At 49.0% G+C, this 18,793-nt stretch carries 17 protein-coding genes; 9 read left to right on the top strand and 8 right to left on the bottom strand.

Features of this window, described 5'->3' with window-relative positions:
- Positions 1 to 41: 41 nt before the first annotated feature.
- Entirely contained in the window at positions 42 to 1,826 is a 1,785-nt protein-coding gene (gene argS, locus BM318_RS13470; protein WP_092983151.1) for an arginine--tRNA ligase, read from the top strand.
- 80 nt (positions 1,827 to 1,906) lie between these two features.
- On the opposite strand, the gene BM318_RS13465 is transcribed toward argS, so the two are convergent.
- The gene (locus BM318_RS13465) at positions 1,907 to 2,647 is read right to left on the bottom strand and encodes a bacteriorhodopsin-like (protein ID WP_092983150.1); all 741 of its coding nucleotides are present in this window, start codon (positions 2,645 to 2,647) and stop codon (positions 1,907 to 1,909) included.
- A gap of 113 nt (positions 2,648 to 2,760) precedes the next feature.
- Between BM318_RS13465 and BM318_RS13460 the strand changes: the two genes are divergently transcribed.
- Positions 2,761 to 3,633 (top strand): Brp/Blh family beta-carotene 15,15'-dioxygenase, encoded by an 873-nt coding sequence (locus BM318_RS13460; RefSeq protein WP_177218318.1) that lies wholly within the window; start codon positions 2,761 to 2,763, stop codon positions 3,631 to 3,633.
- Here the strand turns inward: BM318_RS13460 and BM318_RS13455 are convergent.
- The 6 genes from BM318_RS13455 to BM318_RS13430 all read right to left on the bottom strand — a co-directional run bounded on the left by BM318_RS13455 (position 3,630) and on the right by BM318_RS13430 (position 10,862).
- On the bottom strand, positions 3,630 to 6,197 hold the full coding sequence (locus BM318_RS13455) for a TonB-dependent receptor (RefSeq protein WP_092983147.1): 2,568 nt from the start codon (positions 6,195 to 6,197) through the stop codon (positions 3,630 to 3,632). The two genes, BM318_RS13460 and BM318_RS13455, sit on opposite strands and share 4 nt — an antisense overlap.
- The gene (locus tag BM318_RS13450) at positions 6,178 to 7,089 is read right to left on the bottom strand and encodes a FecR family protein (RefSeq protein WP_092983545.1); all 912 of its coding nucleotides are present in this window, start codon (positions 7,087 to 7,089) and stop codon (positions 6,178 to 6,180) included. Before BM318_RS13450 ends, BM318_RS13455 begins: the two co-directional genes overlap by 20 nt.
- A gap of 93 nt (positions 7,090 to 7,182) precedes the next feature.
- Positions 7,183 to 7,656: a hypothetical protein gene (locus BM318_RS13445; RefSeq protein ID WP_092983145.1), complete on the bottom strand. Its 474-nt coding sequence runs from the start codon at positions 7,654 to 7,656 to the stop codon at positions 7,183 to 7,185.
- 273 nt (positions 7,657 to 7,929) lie between these two features.
- Complete coding sequence (locus tag BM318_RS13440) at positions 7,930 to 9,600, bottom strand: formate--tetrahydrofolate ligase (protein ID WP_092983144.1); 1,671 nt, start codon at positions 9,598 to 9,600, stop codon at positions 7,930 to 7,932.
- A gap of 5 nt (positions 9,601 to 9,605) precedes the next feature.
- On the bottom strand, positions 9,606 to 10,355 hold the full coding sequence (locus BM318_RS13435) for a hypothetical protein (RefSeq protein WP_092983142.1): 750 nt from the start codon (positions 10,353 to 10,355) through the stop codon (positions 9,606 to 9,608).
- 9 nt (positions 10,356 to 10,364) lie between these two features.
- Entirely contained in the window at positions 10,365 to 10,862 is a 498-nt protein-coding gene (locus BM318_RS13430) for an RNA polymerase sigma factor (protein ID WP_092983140.1), read from the bottom strand.
- A 122-nt stretch (positions 10,863 to 10,984) separates the two neighbouring features.
- On the opposite strand from BM318_RS13430, the gene BM318_RS13425 reads away from it, so the two are divergent.
- From BM318_RS13425 to folD, 4 genes are all read left to right on the top strand, one after another.
- Positions 10,985 to 12,751, top strand: coding sequence for a hypothetical protein (locus BM318_RS13425; RefSeq protein ID WP_092983138.1), 1,767 nt, complete (start codon positions 10,985 to 10,987; stop codon positions 12,749 to 12,751).
- 221 nt (positions 12,752 to 12,972) lie between these two features.
- Complete coding sequence (locus BM318_RS13420) at positions 12,973 to 13,290, top strand: heavy metal-binding domain-containing protein (protein WP_092983136.1); 318 nt, start codon at positions 12,973 to 12,975, stop codon at positions 13,288 to 13,290.
- Positions 13,291 to 13,378: 88 nt separating this feature from the next.
- Complete coding sequence (ffh, locus tag BM318_RS13415) at positions 13,379 to 14,710, top strand: signal recognition particle protein (RefSeq protein WP_092983134.1); 1,332 nt, start codon at positions 13,379 to 13,381, stop codon at positions 14,708 to 14,710.
- Between the two features lie 22 nt (positions 14,711 to 14,732).
- Positions 14,733 to 15,608 (top strand): bifunctional methylenetetrahydrofolate dehydrogenase/methenyltetrahydrofolate cyclohydrolase FolD, encoded by an 876-nt coding sequence (gene folD / locus BM318_RS13410; RefSeq protein ID WP_092983132.1) that lies wholly within the window; start codon positions 14,733 to 14,735, stop codon positions 15,606 to 15,608.
- Between the two features lie 21 nt (positions 15,609 to 15,629).
- On the opposite strand, the gene BM318_RS14455 is transcribed toward folD, so the two are convergent.
- Positions 15,630 to 15,800, bottom strand: a complete 171-nt coding sequence (locus BM318_RS14455; RefSeq protein WP_177218317.1) for a hypothetical protein — start codon at positions 15,798 to 15,800, stop codon at positions 15,630 to 15,632.
- A 117-nt stretch (positions 15,801 to 15,917) separates the two neighbouring features.
- On the opposite strand from BM318_RS14455, the gene BM318_RS13405 reads away from it, so the two are divergent.
- The 3 genes from BM318_RS13405 to BM318_RS13395 are packed head-to-tail and all read left to right on the top strand — an operon-like array spanning position 15,918 to position 18,781.
- On the top strand, positions 15,918 to 17,696 hold the full coding sequence (locus tag BM318_RS13405; RefSeq protein WP_245759838.1) for an alpha/beta hydrolase-fold protein: 1,779 nt from the start codon (positions 15,918 to 15,920) through the stop codon (positions 17,694 to 17,696).
- A complete protein-coding gene (locus tag BM318_RS13400; RefSeq protein WP_092983131.1) occupies positions 17,696 to 18,322 on the top strand; it encodes a DUF2306 domain-containing protein in 627 nt (208 codons plus the stop codon). Before BM318_RS13405 ends, BM318_RS13400 begins: the two co-directional genes overlap by 1 nt.
- 12 nt (positions 18,323 to 18,334) lie before the next feature.
- Positions 18,335 to 18,781 (top strand): GNAT family N-acetyltransferase, encoded by a 447-nt coding sequence (locus BM318_RS13395; protein ID WP_092983130.1) that lies wholly within the window; start codon positions 18,335 to 18,337, stop codon positions 18,779 to 18,781.
- The last annotated feature ends 12 nt before the right edge of the window (positions 18,782 to 18,793 follow it).

The following is an 18,793-nucleotide window of genomic DNA, read 5'->3' as shown; positions in this document are numbered from 1 at the left end:
CCTGAGGATTCCTTAATTTTGCCCCTTCAATTGGCAGTTTAATGACTTTAGAGGAAATCCTGGTTAAGGCAGTTAAGGAAGTAATCCATTCCGAGTATGGGGTAGATCTTGAATCTGTGGAATTGCAGGCCACCCGTAAGGACTTCGAAGGCGACATTACCGTGGTGATTTTCCCGATGTTGCGCCAGGTCAAGGGGAATCCGGTAGCCATTGGCGCTATGCTTGGTGCAGCTCTGGAGGAAAAATTGCCACAAATCAGCGGGCATAATGTGATCAAGGGTTTTTTAAACCTGAGCTTGTCCGACACTTATTACCTGGAAGCATTCCACAATATCCGCCAGGCCGCTGCCTACGGTTTTCAACCTGAGGGATCGAAAGGGGCGATGATGGTGGAATTTTCCTCTCCCAATACCAACAAACCCCTCCACCTTGGGCATATCCGAAATATCCTGCTCGGCGACTCGGTTTCAAATATTCTGGAAGCAGCTGGGCATACCATCTATAGAACCCAGATCGTCAATGACCGGGGGATTCATATTTGCAAGAGCATGCTCGCCTGGCAGCGCTTTGGAGCCGGTGAAACTCCGGAATCGTCCGGGCTCAAGGGGGACCAACTCGTGGGCAAATACTACGTGGCTTTTGATAAGGCCTACAAGCAGGAGATAGAAGAGCGCCTGGCGGCAGGTATCGAGGCGGAAGAAGCAAAGAACGAAGCCCCGATTCTCAAAGAAGCCCAGGCCATGTTACGCCAGTGGGAAGCCGGGGATCCGGAAGTAGTTGCCTTGTGGAAGAAGATGAATGGCTGGGTGTATCAGGGATTTGATGAAACCTATCAAAAGCTTGGAGTGAGTTTCAACAAGCTCTATTATGAGAGCGACACCTATCTCCTGGGTAAGGACGTAGTAGCGGATGGCTTGTCCAAAGGCGTCTTTTATCGCAAGGACGACGGAAGCGTTTGGATTGATCTGACCGATGAAGGTCTGGATGAGAAAATTGTACTCCGCTCCGATGGTACTGCCGTTTATATGACCCAGGATATCGGTACCGCCATTCAACGGGTACAGGACTACCCGGATGTGAATGGAATGGTGTATACCGTGGGGAACGAACAGGATTATCATTTCAAGGTCCTTTTCCTCATCCTTAAAAAGCTTGGATTTCACTGGGCCGAAAATCTTTTCCACCTGAGTTATGGAATGGTAGACCTGCCCAGCGGCAAAATGAAAAGCCGGGAGGGAACGGTGGTAGATGCAGACGACCTGATCCAGGAGATGACCAATACAGCCCGGACTATTGCCAGCGAATTGGGTAAACTGGAAGAGTATTCACCCGAGCAACGCGAATCTTTATACGCGGATATTGGCCTGGGCGCTTTGAAGTATTATATCCTCAAGGTCGATCCCAAGAAACGGATTCTGTTCAATCCTGAGGAATCTGTGGATTTCCAGGGAAACACCGGACCTTTTATCCAATACACTCACGCTCGTATTCAGTCGATATTGCGCAGTGCAGCTAGTGATTATGGCAAGGAAATTAATGCAGGCGAAATGCCTCCCTTACATCCCAAGGAGCGACAGTTACTGCGGGATCTGCTCCAATTCCCTGGAATTGTGACCCAGGCTGCAGCGCAATACAGCCCTGCGCTTGTTGCCAATTACCTGTATGAGCTCGTTAAGGACTACAATTCGCTGTATCAGCAAGTATCAATCCTGGGCGAAGCCCACCAGGAACACCGTAACTTCCGCATACAACTCTGCGAAGAAGTGGGCAAAGTGATTGCCCGCGCCAATGGACTTCTGGGGATGGCCGCGCCTGAACGGATGTAAAAGTTCAAATAAGAAAAGCCTCCCAATTCGGGAGGCTTTTCCTTTTTCATAGCAATTTCTGTGTTTAAGCGTGGGCTGGTTTAGGCAGCGCTTGTCTGGGAAGAAGCTTGAGTAGCCAGATTGTAGACTACCAATCCAAATCCAATTTTGTTGATGGCGTCACCGATGTTGTAGATTACATCCATGTTGAGGCCTAAGTCAGCTACCCCGCTATACCATCCTGGAGTTCCAGCCATGTAACCGAGGGGGTAAATGGCCCATCCAACCAGTACAAACCAGCAGAGGGTTTTGTGTGCTTTGAGTACATTGCCTCCGGCGTTTTCGGCCAACTGCTTCGCTTTGCCAAACCAGATGATGTAGACGATCGCGAAGTATGCAATACCAGAAATAAGACCCCATAACCAGGCAGCGTCGCGCTGTACTGCTTCTCCGAAGTATCCAGTTACCAGCATCACTACTGAGAGGAAGATCAATTGCCACATCAGGGATCTTTTAGCCCCGGCGACTTTGAGGATCAGGAAGAATTCCACACACATCAGGGGAACGGTTAGAACCCAGTCTACATAACGAAAGAAGGTAGGGGATTCCATGTTGGTTGCCCAGTAATCGCGCATGTACCAGTAGTGTACGGCAGCAATAAAAGTAATCAATCCTGATACCAGGATAGAAGTTCTCCATTTTTTATCGAAATTATTCATCGATAAGAAGAAGAAAGCAGACGCGGCCATCATAGCCATACAGCCAACGAAGAATGTGAAACCGACATAGTCGTCAGTAGCCATCCTCGCAACTAATTGAAATTGTGTAAATAAGGATTCCATAAGAATTTAGTTAATTTTGTTTAATCAAAAATAACAAACATTAAACAATAATGTTTAAAGAAAATCATAAATAATTGAACAAAACGAAAAAACATAGGGGTCAAATTGACAAATTGACCAGTATTTGCGTGGTGCTGACCTTTTTTAGCTTGTGGACTTCGGGTTTTGCATCGGTTTGGGCCGAACAACTGATTGCCTTCGTTTTGATTTTTACATTCGGAATCCTTCATGGGGCCAACGACCTATTCATTCTCTCCCGTCTGCAACCGGGGGTTTTAAAAACAAAATCTTCCTTTCAGGTGCTTTTGATATATGTTGCGGTGGTTTTGATTGCTGCGCTCATTTTTTATTTCATACCGGCGTTCGCGCTCGCCTTTTTTATCCTCTTCAGCGCTTATCATTTTGGCGAACAGCACTGGCACCGAAAGTTTACAGCGGCTGGCATGATACGGGGATTGTTTTTCTTCCTCTATGGTGCCGCTGTACTGTTCCTTATATTTTGGGCACATTTTGAGGAGGTGAATACGGTAATCGGTGGCTTGGGCGTGCGTTCCTTCCCCGAGGAATTCTACAGTGTCGGGTTTTGGATAGCCCTGGCGGGCCACTTCCTTATCCTGATATCAAAGTTACATTGGAAACGAATCAAGGCTGTCCTCCCCCTGGAATTGCTACTGTGGGCTGTTTTTTGGATCGTTTTTCACAATGCTTCCCTGATCCTGAGTTTTGCCATCTATTTTATATTATGGCATGCGCTCCCGTCATTATTAGACCAAATCCACGCGCTCTACGGAGCATTCAATCGGAAGAGTGCCTTGCAATATTTGCGAAGCTCAGCTTTGTATTGGGTCCTGGCCCTAACCGGTCTGGCGGTAGCCTTTTTAACCATTGAGGATACGGATGGAAATTTTCTCTCGCTCTTCTTTAGCTTTTTGGCCGCTATAACCTTCCCACATGTGGTGGTCATGGTGCTGATGAACCGGTCCTAGAAACGAACCCGAAAACTCAGGTTTGGGGTGAGCCCTAGCGAGATGCTTTCTATCATTTCCACCTCATTCTGGTCGGTAAGCCGATAATAACGATTCAGCAAATTTTTGCGACTGGTCAGGTTGAGGATTGAAGCGCCAGCCGTGGCTCTGACGGTTTCGGAAAAGCGGAAATCATAGGTAACTGAAGCATCCGCGCGGATATACTCTGGCAGCCTGCTGCTGTTGGGCGGCTGGAAGTTTATACGATTGGGGAAAACAGTGGTATTTATGGCATTCGGTTCTGGCTGGGGTTGGGTATATGGCCGGCCGGTTCGGTAGTGCAGGCCTACGCCGACTTTTAAATCCCCATAAGCATATACGCTGCCGGCACTCAGGCTATGGCGCACATCCAAATTATTGGGAAAAACCTGTGGGTCCAGGTCTTCAAAGAAGTATTCGTTTTGGTTCCACGCATAGCTGATCCAGGTACTCCAAGCCTCATTTTTGTAGTTCAGCAGGGCTTCAACCCCGTGAACGGAATAGTTTCCGATTTCTCCCCCAAACTGACCTTCATTCTGAAATCCCTGGGTATCTGTGGTTATCCCTTCCACCTCCTTGTAGAAACCGTCTATACTGGCTAACCAGAAGCCTCGGTCGTAATGCAGGCCCAGCGATCCTTGCCGGCTGGTAACCAGCGGGAGATCTTCTTCATCGGCCAGGATCCAGCGTCTTTTTTCTATCCCCAGGAAATTCTGTTCCAGATCTACGCGCTGCAAGCTCGTCTGATTCTTGAATTCTCCAAGGGCCTCCAGATAGATATCGTCGCTTAAGCGGTATTGCAGACTTAGGCGAGGTTCTAATAGAAGCCGGTCAAAGTCTTCCGGGTTTCGGAAGTAATTTAGTCGCAACCCTGCTGTGGTGTTCAGTCTGCTTCCGGGCCCGCGATAATTCCACTCGCTAAACAGAGCATTGGCATAAAGCACATCTTTTACCCGGCTATCCAATGGGGGTTGGTTTACGACGGAAGTGTTGGAAATACCCGTCCCGATAAACTGATAGCCAAAACTCCATTGTAGCTCGGGATTGAACCGGTAAGCAAAACGAGATTTGAAGGCGGTTTCGGCTACCTGGTTTTCCTGGAATAGCGTTTGTCCGCTTCCTTCGGTCAGGTATTGAGAATCCAGGTCGTACTGGGTAAAATAACCCAGGATTTCGCTGCTTAGGGAAGCGTTCCACTGACTCCTCAATACAGCGCTGACACCAGCATTGAGTTGATTCAGGTCAGAGCGATTTTCTGAATTGTCTGCGGTCAGTGTTTCCGAATAGAAAAGGTTATTTCTGATGAATATACCGCTTACCCGAAACTGATGGTTGTCCCTGAAATCATAGAGGAGTTTGGCACTGAAATCGTAGAAAAAAAAGTTTTCGCTACGGTCTTGAATCCGTCCCGATGAGGAACCGCTCGGGGTACTGATCTGGGTATCCTGAAAGGCCCTGTCTGAAAAATTGGCGTAGGTAGGGGTGTTAAATACATCGGTTACGGACCTGCGTGCCGATACCTGCACCGCCATGCGATCGGTAACCGGAAGATGCAGGTAGGCGTCTCCACTGATCAGGTTAAACCCGGCGCCACCATAGTAGGTTCGAGCAACGCGATCATGCGTCCTCATATTGAGAATACCACTGAGGCCATCACCGTAACGGGCACTAGCGCCGTTTTTGATGATTTCCACACTCTGGGTCAGATAGGGATTAAATGCAGATATCAGACCAAAGAAATGCCCGGATTGATACATTTTAATCCCATCCCAAAGAATGAGGTTCTGGTCGTTTGTACCTCCGCGGATATTTATGTCGGAGACCGTTTCAGAAATACTCTTGATTCCCGGGAGGGCCTGTATGGTTTGCAGGATATCCGGCTCACTAAGTCCGGGTAATAATCCAAATTCATCCGTTTTTAGCAGGACGCTACCATTGGATTCCTTACTCAATCCCGTAGTCAGGTATTTCATGACCACTACTTCGTCGAGTTGTTGATATCTGACAGCAAGGGTAATGCGCTTGCAGGGATTCAATTGCAGGAATTCATCGGCCCGGATGTAGAGGGGTTTGAAACCGATATGGCGAATCCCAAGGGTTGCCCCACGGGGAATGCCTTCAAATTCAAAACGCCCCGACGCATCGGTAACTGCAGCCAGACTGCTGCCAAGCACTTCTACTGACGCACCGCTCACCGGTTCCGCTCCAAAATTGTCGAAAACCGTAGCGCAAACCCGGACCAGGGGGCTTCTGCTCACGCTGTAGTAGCGATTATCGAGGGCCTTAATATCGAGCTGTGTTTGCTGACGCAGTGCAGTGAGTATTTCATCCAGACCCTTTCGGGTATCGACACGAACGCGCATTCCCTCGAGATCTTCGTCCAGATAAGAAAAGCGTACCTGATCCCGCTCCTGTAGCATGCCAAGGAGTTCGATCACTGAAACTTGCGAAGGGGAAATATTTTCCTGGGCCAGCAATGGGCCCGTACTGATTAGGACGCAGAAGAGGCAGCCGGCCAGTAGGACCTTAAGGGGCGTTCTCAGCATAAAAAAGTACTTTGTTCCCGTTTACTTCGTGTTTAATCTGCAGTGGGGTACTAATACTTTTTAACGCCAAATCCATATTTGTGTTGCTGAAAGAGCCCGAAAATTTCGCATCCATATCTATACCACGAGTAGTCACCCGGATATTGAACTGACGCTCAAATTCCTCCAGAACAAAGGATAGCGGCATGGAAGTAAAGGAACTCTCATCTTCCATCCATGAAGGAACGCTTCCAGCGGTTACCGTGCCTGTTTCCAGATCATTGCCAACAAGGCTAAAGCGGGTTCCTGCGGGCAGTTGAATTTGCTGTCCGCCGTGGTCTACCCGAACCAGTCCTTCGTAGCAGCTAACGATAAATACCCCATTTCGTTGCTGGACATTGAATTCGGTTCCGAGAACGGTAACCTGTCCAACTTCAGTTTCTACGGTGAACGTCTGACCCTTGGCTACCTTAAAAAAGGCTTCACCTTCGAGTCGGACCCGGCGATCTTCGCCCCAGTGGTCCTCGTCGTAATAGATTTCGGAGCCGGCATTTAATGTTACCTGAGACTGATCGGGGAGGGCAATTTCTGTTTGCTGGGCATATCCGGAAGCAGCGGTAGGCTGCTGGGAATTCCAAAAGAAGAAGCCAACGGAAAGAAAAACGAGTATAGCCGCTGCCGCAGCCATCCAGGGTCTGGACCTGCGCATGCGGATGACTTTAGGCTCGGTTATGGATTGAGCCGCGCGCACGCGGTTCAGGGCTGCTTCCACGTCGAATTCCGGGGCCCGGAGTTCCGAGGAGGCCTTAACTATACGCGCATAGGAAGGGTAGTCCGGATGGTTCCGGAACTCGGCCTCTTCCGCTGCCGATAGTTCATTATTGAGCCACTTGGCCAGGTAATTTTCTTCCATGGCATTCGATTTATCAACCCTATAACAATCCAACCGGAGAATACCCTACCCGGAAGTAACAGAAAATTACGGATTTAAGCTAAGATAGCAAGATTACCGGGAGCCCGACAAGCTGTCCTGTACCCTGCTGTGCAATTCACGAAGCATTTGTTTCTCCTCCCCCAGGAAGATAAGAATGTAAAGCGGCATCCCCATAAAGAAAATGCGCAGGGGATTACCACCGGTCTTACCCATTCCCAAAGCTCCGTAAAAGTCGGATTGCATAAGCGTTGCATAAACAAGGAGGGAAAGGAAGGTAAGGAACAAAACAATGACGCCGAAATTCGCCATTGCAGGGTTGCCGAAGCCAAAGCTGATCAGCAACAGGACTATGAAACCCAGGTAGGATCCGATTGCGGCCCTACCCAATCGGCGAAAACGCAGGAAGTGGGCAAAAGCCTCCAGCATAGATTCCTTGCTTCGGGAAAATTCAGACAGGTTTTTTCCTGCCGAAGCTTCCGAGCACTGAAGGTCTGAGAGCGATGCCCTCAGTCTTTCGATGGTAGATTTTCCTTTTCTCGCGTTCATTGGTGTGTTCTAAAGGCCTGTGGCCCGAAACTCCCCAAAGGGGACCCGAAGTTAAGAAATAATTGCTCCAAAAGCCTGGCGAAAAGTACTCATGCCTATGGAATTTCGGTGATTGGTACGATTTTACCGAGGAATGGACAGGATAAAAAGGTATTTTATCGAATTCGACCGATCGGTCTGTAAGTTATTGACTATATGATACTTATGAAAAATTCATAGGACCTATGAAAAATTCACAGGTAGGAAAGCGAGGGTTGTTGTGCCTCAAAAGCCTCAAAAGAGGCCCTTGATGTTCCCCTGGCTATCCACATCGATTTGTTCCGAGGCAGGACGCAAGGGAAGACCAGGCATACGGAGTATATTTCCCGCAATGGGAATGATAAAACCAGCCCCGGCTGCAATCTCAAATTCCCGTATGTTGATGTCAAAATTTTCAGGCCGCCCCAGCTTTTTCTCATCGTCGCTCAGGCTTTTTTGGGTCTTGGCCATACAAACAGGCAATTGGCCGTAACCGAGCGTTTCAAAGCGCCGCAACTGGCTATTCGCCTTATTGGAGAGAATAACGTGTTTGGCCCCATAAATGGTCCTGCAGACTTTTTCCATTTTTTCGCGAATGGAGTCTTCCAGGTTATAGGTTGGAGTAAAAGGCTTTGCGTCCTTATCGGCAGCAGCGACCACGGCTTCGGCCAGGGCAGTGCATCCTTCGCCCCCCTTGGCCCAGCCTTCACTCAGGGCCACCGGTACATCCAGTGCTTTGCAGTGTGCTTGTAACAGCTCCAGTTCCTCCGGGGCGTCCGAGCTAAACCGGTTAAGGGAAACAACTACGGGGAGTCCGAAACTCTTGAGACTGGCCAAATGGCGTTCCAAATTGGGAAAACCGGCTTGCAGGGCCTCAGTATCGGGCTCGGTCAGCGCATCCAGGGCTTTCCCACCGTGATATTTTAAGGCTCTGATAGTGGCAACCAGGACTACTGCTTTAGGGGAAAGACCTGCGCTTCTGCATTTGATATTAAGGAATTTTTCGGCACCGAGGTCGGCTCCAAAACCTGCCTCAGTTACGACATAATTGGCCAGGCTCATCCCCATTTTTGTTGCCAGGACGGAGTTGGTGCCCTGGGCAATGTTGGCAAAAGGCCCCCCATGGATCAGGGCAGGATTGCCTTCCAGGGTTTGGACCAGGTTTGGTTTGATCGCGTCCTTCAGCAGAACTGCCATAGCTCCTTCTGCATTGAGTTCTCTGGCGTGAACAGGTTTCCCTTCCCAGGTATCCCCGATATAAATATTGCCAATCCGGGTTTTCAAGTCTTCAAAATTCTCGCTCAGACACAAGATGGCCATGATTTCCGAAGCGGCAGTAATATTGAATCCCGTTTCCCGGGGTAACCCGCCAGCTTTCCCCCCAAGACCGGAAATAATCTCCCGGAGGCTGCGGTCGTTCATGTCCATGCAGCGTTTCCAGAGCACGGTTCTGGGATCGATCCCCAGGTTATCTTTCTGGGCCCGTATATTATTGTCAATAAGTGCAGCCAACAAGTTGTTTGCCTTTTCAATAGCGCTGAAGTCCCCAGTGAAATGCAGGTTGATATCTACCATAGGGATAACCTGGCTCCAACCGCCTCCGGCAGCACCTCCTTTAATCCCGAATACCGGCCCAAGGCTGGGTTCACGAATAACCGTCAGCGCCTTTTTTCCAATTCTATTGAGCCCGTCGCCCAACCCAATAGAGGTTGTGGTTTTTCCTTCTCCGGCCGGGGTAGGGGTAATAGCCGTCACCAGGATCAGGTTAGCATCCTTTATTTTTTCCTTTTTAATGAGGGATAAAGGCAGTTTGGCCTTGTTCGTACCGTAATATTCCAGCTGATTTTCAGGGATATCCAGTTTTTCGGCGATGTCCCGAATATGTTTGGCAACTACACTTTGCGATATTTCCAGGTCGGTTTTCATTGGTTTCAGGATTGATTTCTGAGGTCGGCGAGCGCTTCTTCCACTAAGGTTTTCAGGCTTTTGGTATTCTCGAGGATTCTGCCGTTAAAGGCGCGCCTGTTATTCCAGGCCAGTGCGATCCTGGAGAGGTGATTGCTAAATTCATCATTGGAAGCCATGGCTGCAAAATCAAAGTTTCCTATGGCGGTGGCAGTAGGATCCAGGCTTGTTCTGAAGTATTTATCCATGGTTGGCCCCATCTGAACGATGGATTCTCCAAAAATCCGATACACTTCGGCTACACCCTCAAGGAAAGAGGTATAATACGAGAGTTGCTTCCGAACTTTTTCATTGCGTATCAGATTAAGTCCTCCCGTGCTTTTGAGTTCGTCGTAGGCGTGCAAACGAATGGTGAGTTGGTTGTACTTATAATAGGAACTCAGTGCGTACTTCAGGGCGGCATTTTTCTCAGGAGTTAATTCCCTGGAATCAAGGGCTTCGATGGTGAGCACTAGGGATTTATATACGCTATCCGAAAGGATTTGATTGTCTTCCAGGACAATAATGACTAAATCCAGATCTTCAATCAAACGTTCGTGATACCGAATCGCGGATTGCAGCTCCTTCTTCCGGTCGTTCCAGTCGTAAATCTGCAGGGCGATGAGGATTCCGGCAATAACCAGGATTAGTTCTCCGAGGGCATAACCGAAGTATTTACGAGCTGAATTCACTGAATTTCCATCTTTATTGAGCAATCGAAATAGGGTAGTTCTCATCGATACTCATTATATCCCGTCGATCTGCTCCCGAAGCGCCTTTAAGGCCAGGTGCATTCGCTTTTCGATGGCTTTTACTGAAACCCCTTCCATTTCTGCAATTTCCTTGTACTTCTTCCCATCGATGCGGTTGAGCAGAAAAGTGGTTCGTTGATTTTCCGGCAAATCGGCCAGGGCTTTTTCCAGTTTGTGTTTAAACTGTTGTTCCTCCAACAGGAATTCGGGGTTTTCCCGCTCAATACTCGCGGTAGGGTCTTTGTACTTCAACCGAACCTTTTCGGCCTTAATAACATTAAGGTACAGGTTGTTAGCTACCGTATAAACAAAGGACTTGGCTTTTTCCGGGGCTACTTTGGCACAATTCTCCCAAAGTTTAACAAAAGCCTCCTGCACAGCGTCGTTTGCCTTTTCCTCATTACCGAATTTATAATAGATGAAGTTGAAAACCGTTTTAGAATGGGTGCGGAACACCTCGCTGTAGATTTTATCGTCACAGACATTGTCCATGCAGGCAGAAGTTTTGACGTGCTAATCTCAAAGATATTTGAAAAATTTTAAGAAAGTGGTAGGGTAAATGCAATGTTGATTGTTCTTAAGGCGTAGTTCAACAAAAAAAATTCCAAATCGTTATGAAAAAGTTTCTGAACCTTACAGCTTCCCTCTGGCTCCTGATCGGGGCCCTGGCGTTTACGTCTTGCCAGGAAGAATTTGAAGAAATCAATACTTCCAGTACGCAGGGAGAATCTTTTAAGGCTAATTCCAGTACTGCCCGATTGCTCGAAGATACTTCCTCCCGTGATGGCTCCTTCGACAATATTGTAGATGGCAGCAGTTGTTTTGCCCTTAATTTTCCATATACCGTTAATGTAAACGGACTGGATATTACCATTGATTCTAAAGAAGACCTCCACCTGATCGAGGAGATCTTTGATGAGTTCGAAGACGATATCGACGAAATTGATATTTTCTTTCCTATTACCGTTACCCTTCCGGATTACAGCGTAATTGAAATTGAAAGTGCAGAGGCCCTGGCCGAACTGGCACGCGAATGTATCGAAGGAGGAGACGACCGCGATATCGAGTGTATCGATTTTGCTTACCCTATTACCTTATTCACCTTTGATCTGGACAATACCCAGACAGGACAGGTTACCATCGAGAGCGATGAGCAACTGCGTCGCTTCTTCCATGAACTGGAAGACGAGGCTATCGTGAGCATTGAATACCCGATTACGCTGATCAAGTACGATGGTACCGAGATTCAGGTAAATAACAATACCGAACTCGCCGCTGCCCTGGAAATGGCCAAGGATATTTGCGATGAGGATGACGACAATGATTACAACGACGACGATTTTGATGAAGAGCGTCTGGAGGCTTACCTGACTGAATGTCCATGGAACGTACTCAGCGTAGTTCGCGATGAAGTAGATCAGAGTCCGCAGTACGAAGCTTACAAAATGTTCTTCGGAGTAGATGGAGCGGTTGAAGTAGTAGATCGCAATGGAAACACCCTTGTTGGAGAGTGGGATATCGATGCTACAGCCAGTGGATATGTGGTGCTAAATCTTGAATTTGATACCCTGGTAGACTTTAGCCTTAGCTGGTTTGTCTATGAGATCGAAGAAGGTAAGATCAAATTATTTGCCGAAGGTGGAAACCGGATTATCATGAAGATGGATTGTGAGAATGGTGGTGGAGGCATCCTGCCAGGAACCCTTACCGAAATCCTTCGCGAGTGTAGCTGGATCATCAAGAAAGTTAAGAATCAAGGTGAGGAAATCGATCGCCTGCTAGGATACGAATTTGAATTCCAGGGCGAAGGTGTTGTTACCCTGAGTAATGGAATCACTGTAAGCCAGGGTACCTGGGAAGTTGGTACTGGTGTAGAAGGAGGTCTTGTATTGGCCATGTCCTTTGGAGATGAGCCCGGAGTATCCTTCGAATGGCCTTTACGACAACTCCTGGATGACCGACTGAAATTCGAAGTAGAGGAGATCGATTACGAACTGATCCTCGAACGCGTGTGCCCGGGAACCGTAGATGGAGATGTTTCCGAGATCAGAAATGTCCTGATGGGCGGAGACTGGACGGTTGCTTCTTATGTAGAGGCCGATATGGATATGACCGCGGAATTTGCCGGGTTCGACTTTAGCTTCGATGCTGAGCATATCCTGAATGTTTCTACCAATATGGATCCCCTTAAAACAGGTCTGTGGCGCGTAATCCGGGACGAAGATGGTAAACTCAAGGTGTACCTGAATCTCGGAGACGACAATGACGAATTATCTGAATTGACTGAGGATTGGGATTTTGTCTCGATGACCGAAAACCGGATCGAGTTGAAAGATTACGAAGATGACGGCAGTGTAACTGTACTAGTCTTTGAAAAATAAGCAGCAAAAGGCCAGGAATGATTCCTGTTCCCTTTCACTGGAATAATTGAAAATGTAAATACCCAAGCTTAACCTTTAGCTATACAAAGGTCCTTTTTTGCCCCTAATGCGAGAAGAGCGGTTTCCTAAGTGGAACCGCTCTTTTTCTTTGTAACATTTCGTGCCAAAACCCAACCAATAAATTGAGTAAAATTATTTCTTCACTTTATAAACACGAGATCATGATAGTTTCCACTACTACAGCATTAGATGGCCAACCCGTTCGCGAATACCTGGGTATTGTTACCGGGGAAACCATTATCGGGGCAAACATTGTCAAGGATTTTTTCGCCGGGATTCGCGACATCGTTGGGGGCCGTTCCGGTTCCTATGAGCGCGTCCTCAATGAGGCGCGTCAAAGTGCCCTTCGTGAAATGTCCGATCGGGCCAGGGAATTTGGGGCAGATGCTGTGATCGGCGTGGATTTGGATTACGAAACCCTGGGATCGGGGGGAGGCATGATCATGGTGACGGCTTCGGGTACAGCCGTACGGCTGTAGGGGATTCCTGAGGGCCACAACCGTTTTGCGGCTATGCTAATCCATTGCCATTGCTTACCTTTGCCTATCGCAAAATTGCCGTAGGAAAATGTTCAATAATTTAAGCGAAAAGCTGGATAAGGCGCTGCACACCCTTAGGGGGCGCGGGCAGATCACGGAAATAAATGTCGCAGAGACAACCAAGGAGATCCGCCGGGCCTTACTCGATGCCGATGTAAACTTCAAGATTGCCAAGGAATTCACCAACCGGGTGAAGGAGAAGGCTATCGGGCAGGATGTATTGACCTCCCTGCAACCCGGCCAGTTAATGGTCAAAATCGTCAAGGATGAGCTTACCGAGCTCATGGGGGGCGATGCCGAAGGCATTGATCTGAGTGGAAACCCTTCGGTAATCCTGATGTCCGGACTTCAGGGATCTGGTAAAACGACCTTCTCGGGAAAGCTGGCGAATTTCCTCAAGCGGAAAAAATCTAAAAACCCCTTATTGGTTGCCTGTGACGTTTACCGTCCTGCAGCTATTGATCAGCTTCATGTGGTCGGGGACCAGATCGGGGTTTCGGTCTATTCCGATAAAGAGAATAAAAACCCGGTTTCACTGGCGCAGGCAGGAATCGCGCATGCGAAAGCCAATGGCCACAATGTGGTGATTATCGATACCGCCGGACGTTTGGCCGTGGACCAGGAGATGATGGATGAAATATCCAACATCCGCGACGCTGTAAAGCCTCAGGAAATCCTCTTCGTTGTGGATTCCATGACCGGGCAGGACGCGGTGAATACCGCCAAATCTTTTAATGATGTCCTCGATTTTGATGGGGTTGTCCTGACCAAATTAGACGGGGATACCCGTGGGGGAGCCGCTATTTCCATCAAATCCGTGGTAGACAAACCGATCAAATTTATCGGTACGGGCGAAAAGATGGATGCGGTGGATATCTTTCACCCAGCCCGTATGGCCGATCGAATCCTGGGGATGGGGGATGTTGTTTCCCTGGTGGAACGCGCCCAGGAGCAATTCGATGAGGAGCAGGCCCGTCGTATCCAGAAGAAGATCGCCAAGAACCGCTTTGGTTTTGACGATTTCCTGAGTCAGATCCAGCAGATCAAAAAAATGGGGAGCATGAAGGACCTCATCGGGATGATTCCCGGGGCTGGAAAGGCTATGAAAGGCCTCGACATCGATGATGATGCCTTCAAGCATATCGAGGCTATTATCCATTCGATGACACCGGCAGAACGCTCCAATCCCGCATTACTCGATGCCAAACGCAAAAAACGGATAGCCAAAGGAAGCGGAACCAGCATCCAGGAAGTGAATCAACTCCTGAAGCAATTCACCCAAATGAGTAAAATGATGAAGATGATGCAGGGTGGCGGCGGCAAGAAGATGATGCAAATGATGCAAAACATGAAGCCGTAAAAGGTTTCAAAAACTAAATTCCATGACCATACTCGACGGCAAGAAAGTATCCAACGACATTAAAGACGAAATAGCCGCTGAGGTAGCAGCCATGCGGGAACGCGGTGAGAAAGTACCTCACCTGGCCGCTGTAATTGTCGGGGAAGACGGGGCCAGCCTTACCTATGTTGGGAGCAAGGTTCGCGCCTGCAAGCGTATTGGTTTTGAATCTACCCTGAAACAACTCCCGGAATCGACCACAGAGGAAGAATTACTGGAATTGGTGGGACAACTGAATGCCGACCCCGAAATCGACGGCTACATCGTACAACTTCCTCTTCCCAGGCATATCGACGAACAGAAAATCCTGATGGCCGTTGATCCGGACAAGGATGTCGATGGTTTCCACCCGACCAATTTTGGTAAGATGGCGCTGGAACTGGAAACTTTTATCTCAGCGACGCCTTTCGGGATCATTGAATTATTGAAACGCTACGAGGTAGAGACTTCAGGGAAACATACCGTGGTAATTGGCAGGAGCCATATTGTGGGACGTCCGATCAGTATCCTGATGAGTCAAAAAGGTGCTGCAGGTAATTCCACGGTTACCCTTGCCCATAGTCGCACTCAAAATCTGGAGGAATTGTGCCGGCAGGCCGACATCATTGTTTCTGCCCTGGGTGTTCCCAACTTTGTAAAGGCGGATATGGTAAAAGACGGAGCGGTAATTATCGATGTAGGGATCACGCGCGTTCCGGATGCATCCAGGGAGCGCGGCTACTATATATGCGGCGATGTGGATTTTGAAGGAGTCAAGGACAAAGCATCCTTTATTACTCCCGTTCCCGGAGGCGTTGGGCCCATGACCATTGCCATGTTACTCAAAAACACGCTGCTCGCGCGGCAACGCAAGGCCTGACCCTAGGGCTAAAGCTACCGGTTAATCCTGCTTATCTGCTTCAACGGTTTCGGGCTTCTCTGCGATCCCCGTCTCCGTGTTCTCTTCTTCCGGGTTCAGGATCTCGAATTCCGGATCCCCTTCATCATTGGTACATGAGGTAGTGCCCATTAGGCTTATGCCAAGGACAAAAAGCATTGCAAATCGTTTCATAGCGCTAAGATTTGGTAGTATCAGAACGCCGGATCGCAGGCCTTAAGTATAATTTGTCGATGAACGACCGGGCTCATTTTCTGATAAATAGCCTATCTTTTTGAAAAATTCATCGACATGTTACAAGCACTACCTGGTTTTTCAAGCCGATTGCGGTCTCTGAACCTGCTGAGCTGCGCAGTAATGATACTGATCCTCCTCTCCTGGGGTTGCAGCCCGGAATCATCGTCTACCGACGATTTTCAGGTAAACATCCGCTTATCGGATTCCCTCAGCAGTTCCGACTTTGATGGGCGATTGCTACTGATGCTATCCGACGACCCCGGCAATGAGCCGCGTTTCCAGATCAATGCAGGCCTGAATACCCAAATGATCTTCGGGATGAATGTAGCAGATATGGCTGGGAGTACCCCCATGACCTTTAGCGCGGAGCAGCCCGGCTTCCCCTACAATGACTTAAGTGAGGTCCCGCCGGGTAAATATCAGGCGCAGGCTTTGCTCCATGTTTACGAAACTTTTGAACTGAGTACAGGGCACACGGTAAAGCTACCTATGGACAATGGGGAAGGACAGCAATGGAACCGATCGCCCGGGAATTTGTATAGCACCCCAATGGAAATTGAAGTAACGGAATCGGGTATTAAAGCTCCTGAATTGATCCTGGACCAGGTAATTCCCCCCATTCCCGAACCCGAAGATACCCCCTGGATCAAACACATTAAGATACGCTCTGAGCGCCTTTCGGAATTCTGGGGCCGCGATATGTATCTGGGTGCACACGTGTTGTTGCCCAAGGGTTTTGAGGAACATCCCGAGGCGCGCTATCCCTTAATGATATTCCATGGGCACTTCCCCTCGGATTTTGGGGGTTTCCGGACTACGCCACCCGATGAGGATATGGAACCCGTGTATTCCGAGCGATTTGGGGTAGAAGGCTATAATATAATTCAGCAGCAGGAGGCCTATGATTTTTACCAGCGTTGGAACGAACCGGACTTTCCGCGATTCCTCATAGTAGAAATTCAGCATCCCACCCCGTATTACGACGATTCCTATGCGGTAAACTCGGCTAGCCAGGGCCCCTACGGCGATGCGATTACCTATGAACTCATCCCATACATTGAAGAGCAGTTCCGAGGTCAGGGTGAAGGTTGGTCGCGCTTCCTTTACGGTGGGTCTACAGGAGGCTGGGAAGCCCTTGCCGTGCAGGTCAAATACCCAGAGGAATACAATGGCTGTTTCGCTGCTTGCCCGGATCCCATTGACTTCCGGGCCTATTGCCTGACGAATATCTACGAAGATGAAAACGCTTACTACTATGCGAGTAAGCACAAGCCCCTGGAGGTGCCTGCACATCGGGATTACCTGGGGCAGGTCCATACCACAGTAAAAGAATACAATCAGCTCGAATGGGTCCTCGGCGACAAGAGTCGTTCCGGACAGCAATGGGATATTTGGGAGGCGACCTATTCACCACAGGGAGCCGACGGCTACCCGCAGCGTATCTGGGACAAGCAGACCGGGGTTATCGATAAACAGGTGGCCGAATACTGGAAAGAGAATTACGACCTGCGCCATATCCTGGAGCGGGATTGGGATAAACTAGGTCCCAAATTACGCGGCAAGATCCATATTTATTGCGGGGATATGGACAACTATTACCTCAATAACGCCGTGTACTTAATGGAGGATTTCCTGGAGCAAACCACGGATCCCTACTACGATGGGGAAGTGCTTTACGGCGACCGGGCGGAACACTGTTGGAATGGCGATCCCGAGCTGCCCAATCATTTGAGTCGCTTGCGGTACAACAGTATGTACGTGCCTAAAATCATGCAGCGCATAGCAGCATCCGCCCCAGCAGGGGCCGACCTAACCAGCTGGCGCTATAAGTGATGGCAAACAAAACTGTAAATAAAGTTGCCTGGCTGGCATTTGGATTCCTGGCGGTGGGTGTTGGATTGTACCCGCTGATGTACCTGCTGGTCGATGGTAAAATGGGCTTGCTTAACTCTAAGACCGACCAGCTCCTGGCCGATACACTTTGGAATATTGCATTCTATGGCCATATAAGCTTCGGGGGACTTGCCTTGCTTTCCGGATGGACGCAGTTTAGCAAAAGACTGCGGAGAAACTACCTCAAACTGCACCGCAGGCTCGGGATATTTTACCTGGTGACCGTATTGATTAGCGGAAGCTGTGGCGTGTACCTCGCATTCCACGCTACCGGGGGATGGATTAGCGCCACGGGGTTCTTCTTTTTGGGGGTTCTGTGGATTTTCTTCACCCTTATGGCTTATCGGGCTATTCTCCAGGGGAATGTTGTGTTGCACGGCCAGTGGATGATATACAGTTATGCGGCTTGTTTCGCGGCGGTTACCCTTAGGATTTGGCTGCCCCTCCTAACGGCAACCATTGGGGACTTCATTCCTGCCTATCGGATAGTTGCCTGGCTTTGCTGGGTGCCGAATCTGATTTTTGCCCGGTATTGGATCCGGAGGAAGGGATTGTCATTGGGTTAAAGAATCAGCATTTTGAAGCTACTTAGGACAAATTCAACCAACCCCGAATTCCGCGAACTGGTAGGTCGCCTGGATGCAGACCTCGCTGAACGCGATGGGGAGGAACATGCCTTTTATCATCAGTACAATGGTTTGGAGGGTCTGGACCGCGCGGTGGTTTATTATCTGGAAGGGCAGGCCGTAGGCTGCGGTGCCCTCAAGGTATTTGACCCAAATGCCGTTGAAATCAAACGGATGTTTACCGATCCGGAATATCGCGGCAAAGGAATCGCTGCAGGGGTATTGAAGGAATTGGAGCTGTGGGCTGCGGCAGACGGGTTTACCCGAATGGTATTGGAAACCGGATTGCGTAATCCCGAGGCCATTGGGCTGTATGAAAAATATGGGTATCGGCGGATTCCGAATTTCGAGCCTTATGTAGGGGTTGCCAATAGCGTTTGCTTCGAGAAAAGGCTCTGAGAATGCCCTTGG

Source organism: Robiginitalea myxolifaciens (genome assembly GCF_900115205.1).
GTDB lineage: Bacteria > Bacteroidota > Bacteroidia > Flavobacteriales > Flavobacteriaceae > Robiginitalea > Robiginitalea myxolifaciens.
Note: the sequence above shows the minus strand (reverse complement) of the source record. Positions and strands in the feature narration are given on the sequence as shown.

Coding starts and splice junctions, on each gene's coding strand:
- argS (WP_092983151.1), top strand. CDS start 42: ATGACTTTAGAGGAAATCCTGGTTAAGGCAGTTAAGGAAGTAATCCAT.
- BM318_RS13465 (WP_092983150.1), bottom strand. CDS start 2,647: ATGGAATCCTTATTTACACAATTTCAATTAGTTGCGAGGATGGCTACT.
- BM318_RS13455 (WP_092983147.1), bottom strand. CDS start 6,197: ATGCTGAGAACGCCCCTTAAGGTCCTACTGGCCGGCTGCCTCTTCTGC.
- BM318_RS13450 (WP_092983545.1), bottom strand. CDS start 7,089: ATGGAAGAAAATTACCTGGCCAAGTGGCTCAATAATGAACTATCGGCA.
- BM318_RS13445 (WP_092983145.1), bottom strand. CDS start 7,656: ATGAACGCGAGAAAAGGAAAATCTACCATCGAAAGACTGAGGGCATCG.
- BM318_RS13440 (WP_092983144.1), bottom strand. CDS start 9,600: ATGAAAACCGACCTGGAAATATCGCAAAGTGTAGTTGCCAAACATATT.
- BM318_RS13435 (WP_092983142.1), bottom strand. CDS start 10,355: ATGAGAACTACCCTATTTCGATTGCTCAATAAAGATGGAAATTCAGTG.
- BM318_RS13430 (WP_092983140.1), bottom strand. CDS start 10,862: ATGGACAATGTCTGTGACGATAAAATCTACAGCGAGGTGTTCCGCACC.
- BM318_RS13425 (WP_092983138.1), top strand. CDS start 10,985: ATGAAAAAGTTTCTGAACCTTACAGCTTCCCTCTGGCTCCTGATCGGG.
- BM318_RS13420 (WP_092983136.1), top strand. CDS start 12,973: ATGATAGTTTCCACTACTACAGCATTAGATGGCCAACCCGTTCGCGAA.
- ffh (WP_092983134.1), top strand. CDS start 13,379: ATGTTCAATAATTTAAGCGAAAAGCTGGATAAGGCGCTGCACACCCTT.
- folD (WP_092983132.1), top strand. CDS start 14,733: ATGACCATACTCGACGGCAAGAAAGTATCCAACGACATTAAAGACGAA.
- BM318_RS14455 (WP_177218317.1), bottom strand. CDS start 15,800: ATGAAACGATTTGCAATGCTTTTTGTCCTTGGCATAAGCCTAATGGGC.
- BM318_RS13405 (WP_245759838.1), top strand. CDS start 15,918: ATGTTACAAGCACTACCTGGTTTTTCAAGCCGATTGCGGTCTCTGAAC.
- BM318_RS13400 (WP_092983131.1), top strand. CDS start 17,696: ATGGCAAACAAAACTGTAAATAAAGTTGCCTGGCTGGCATTTGGATTC.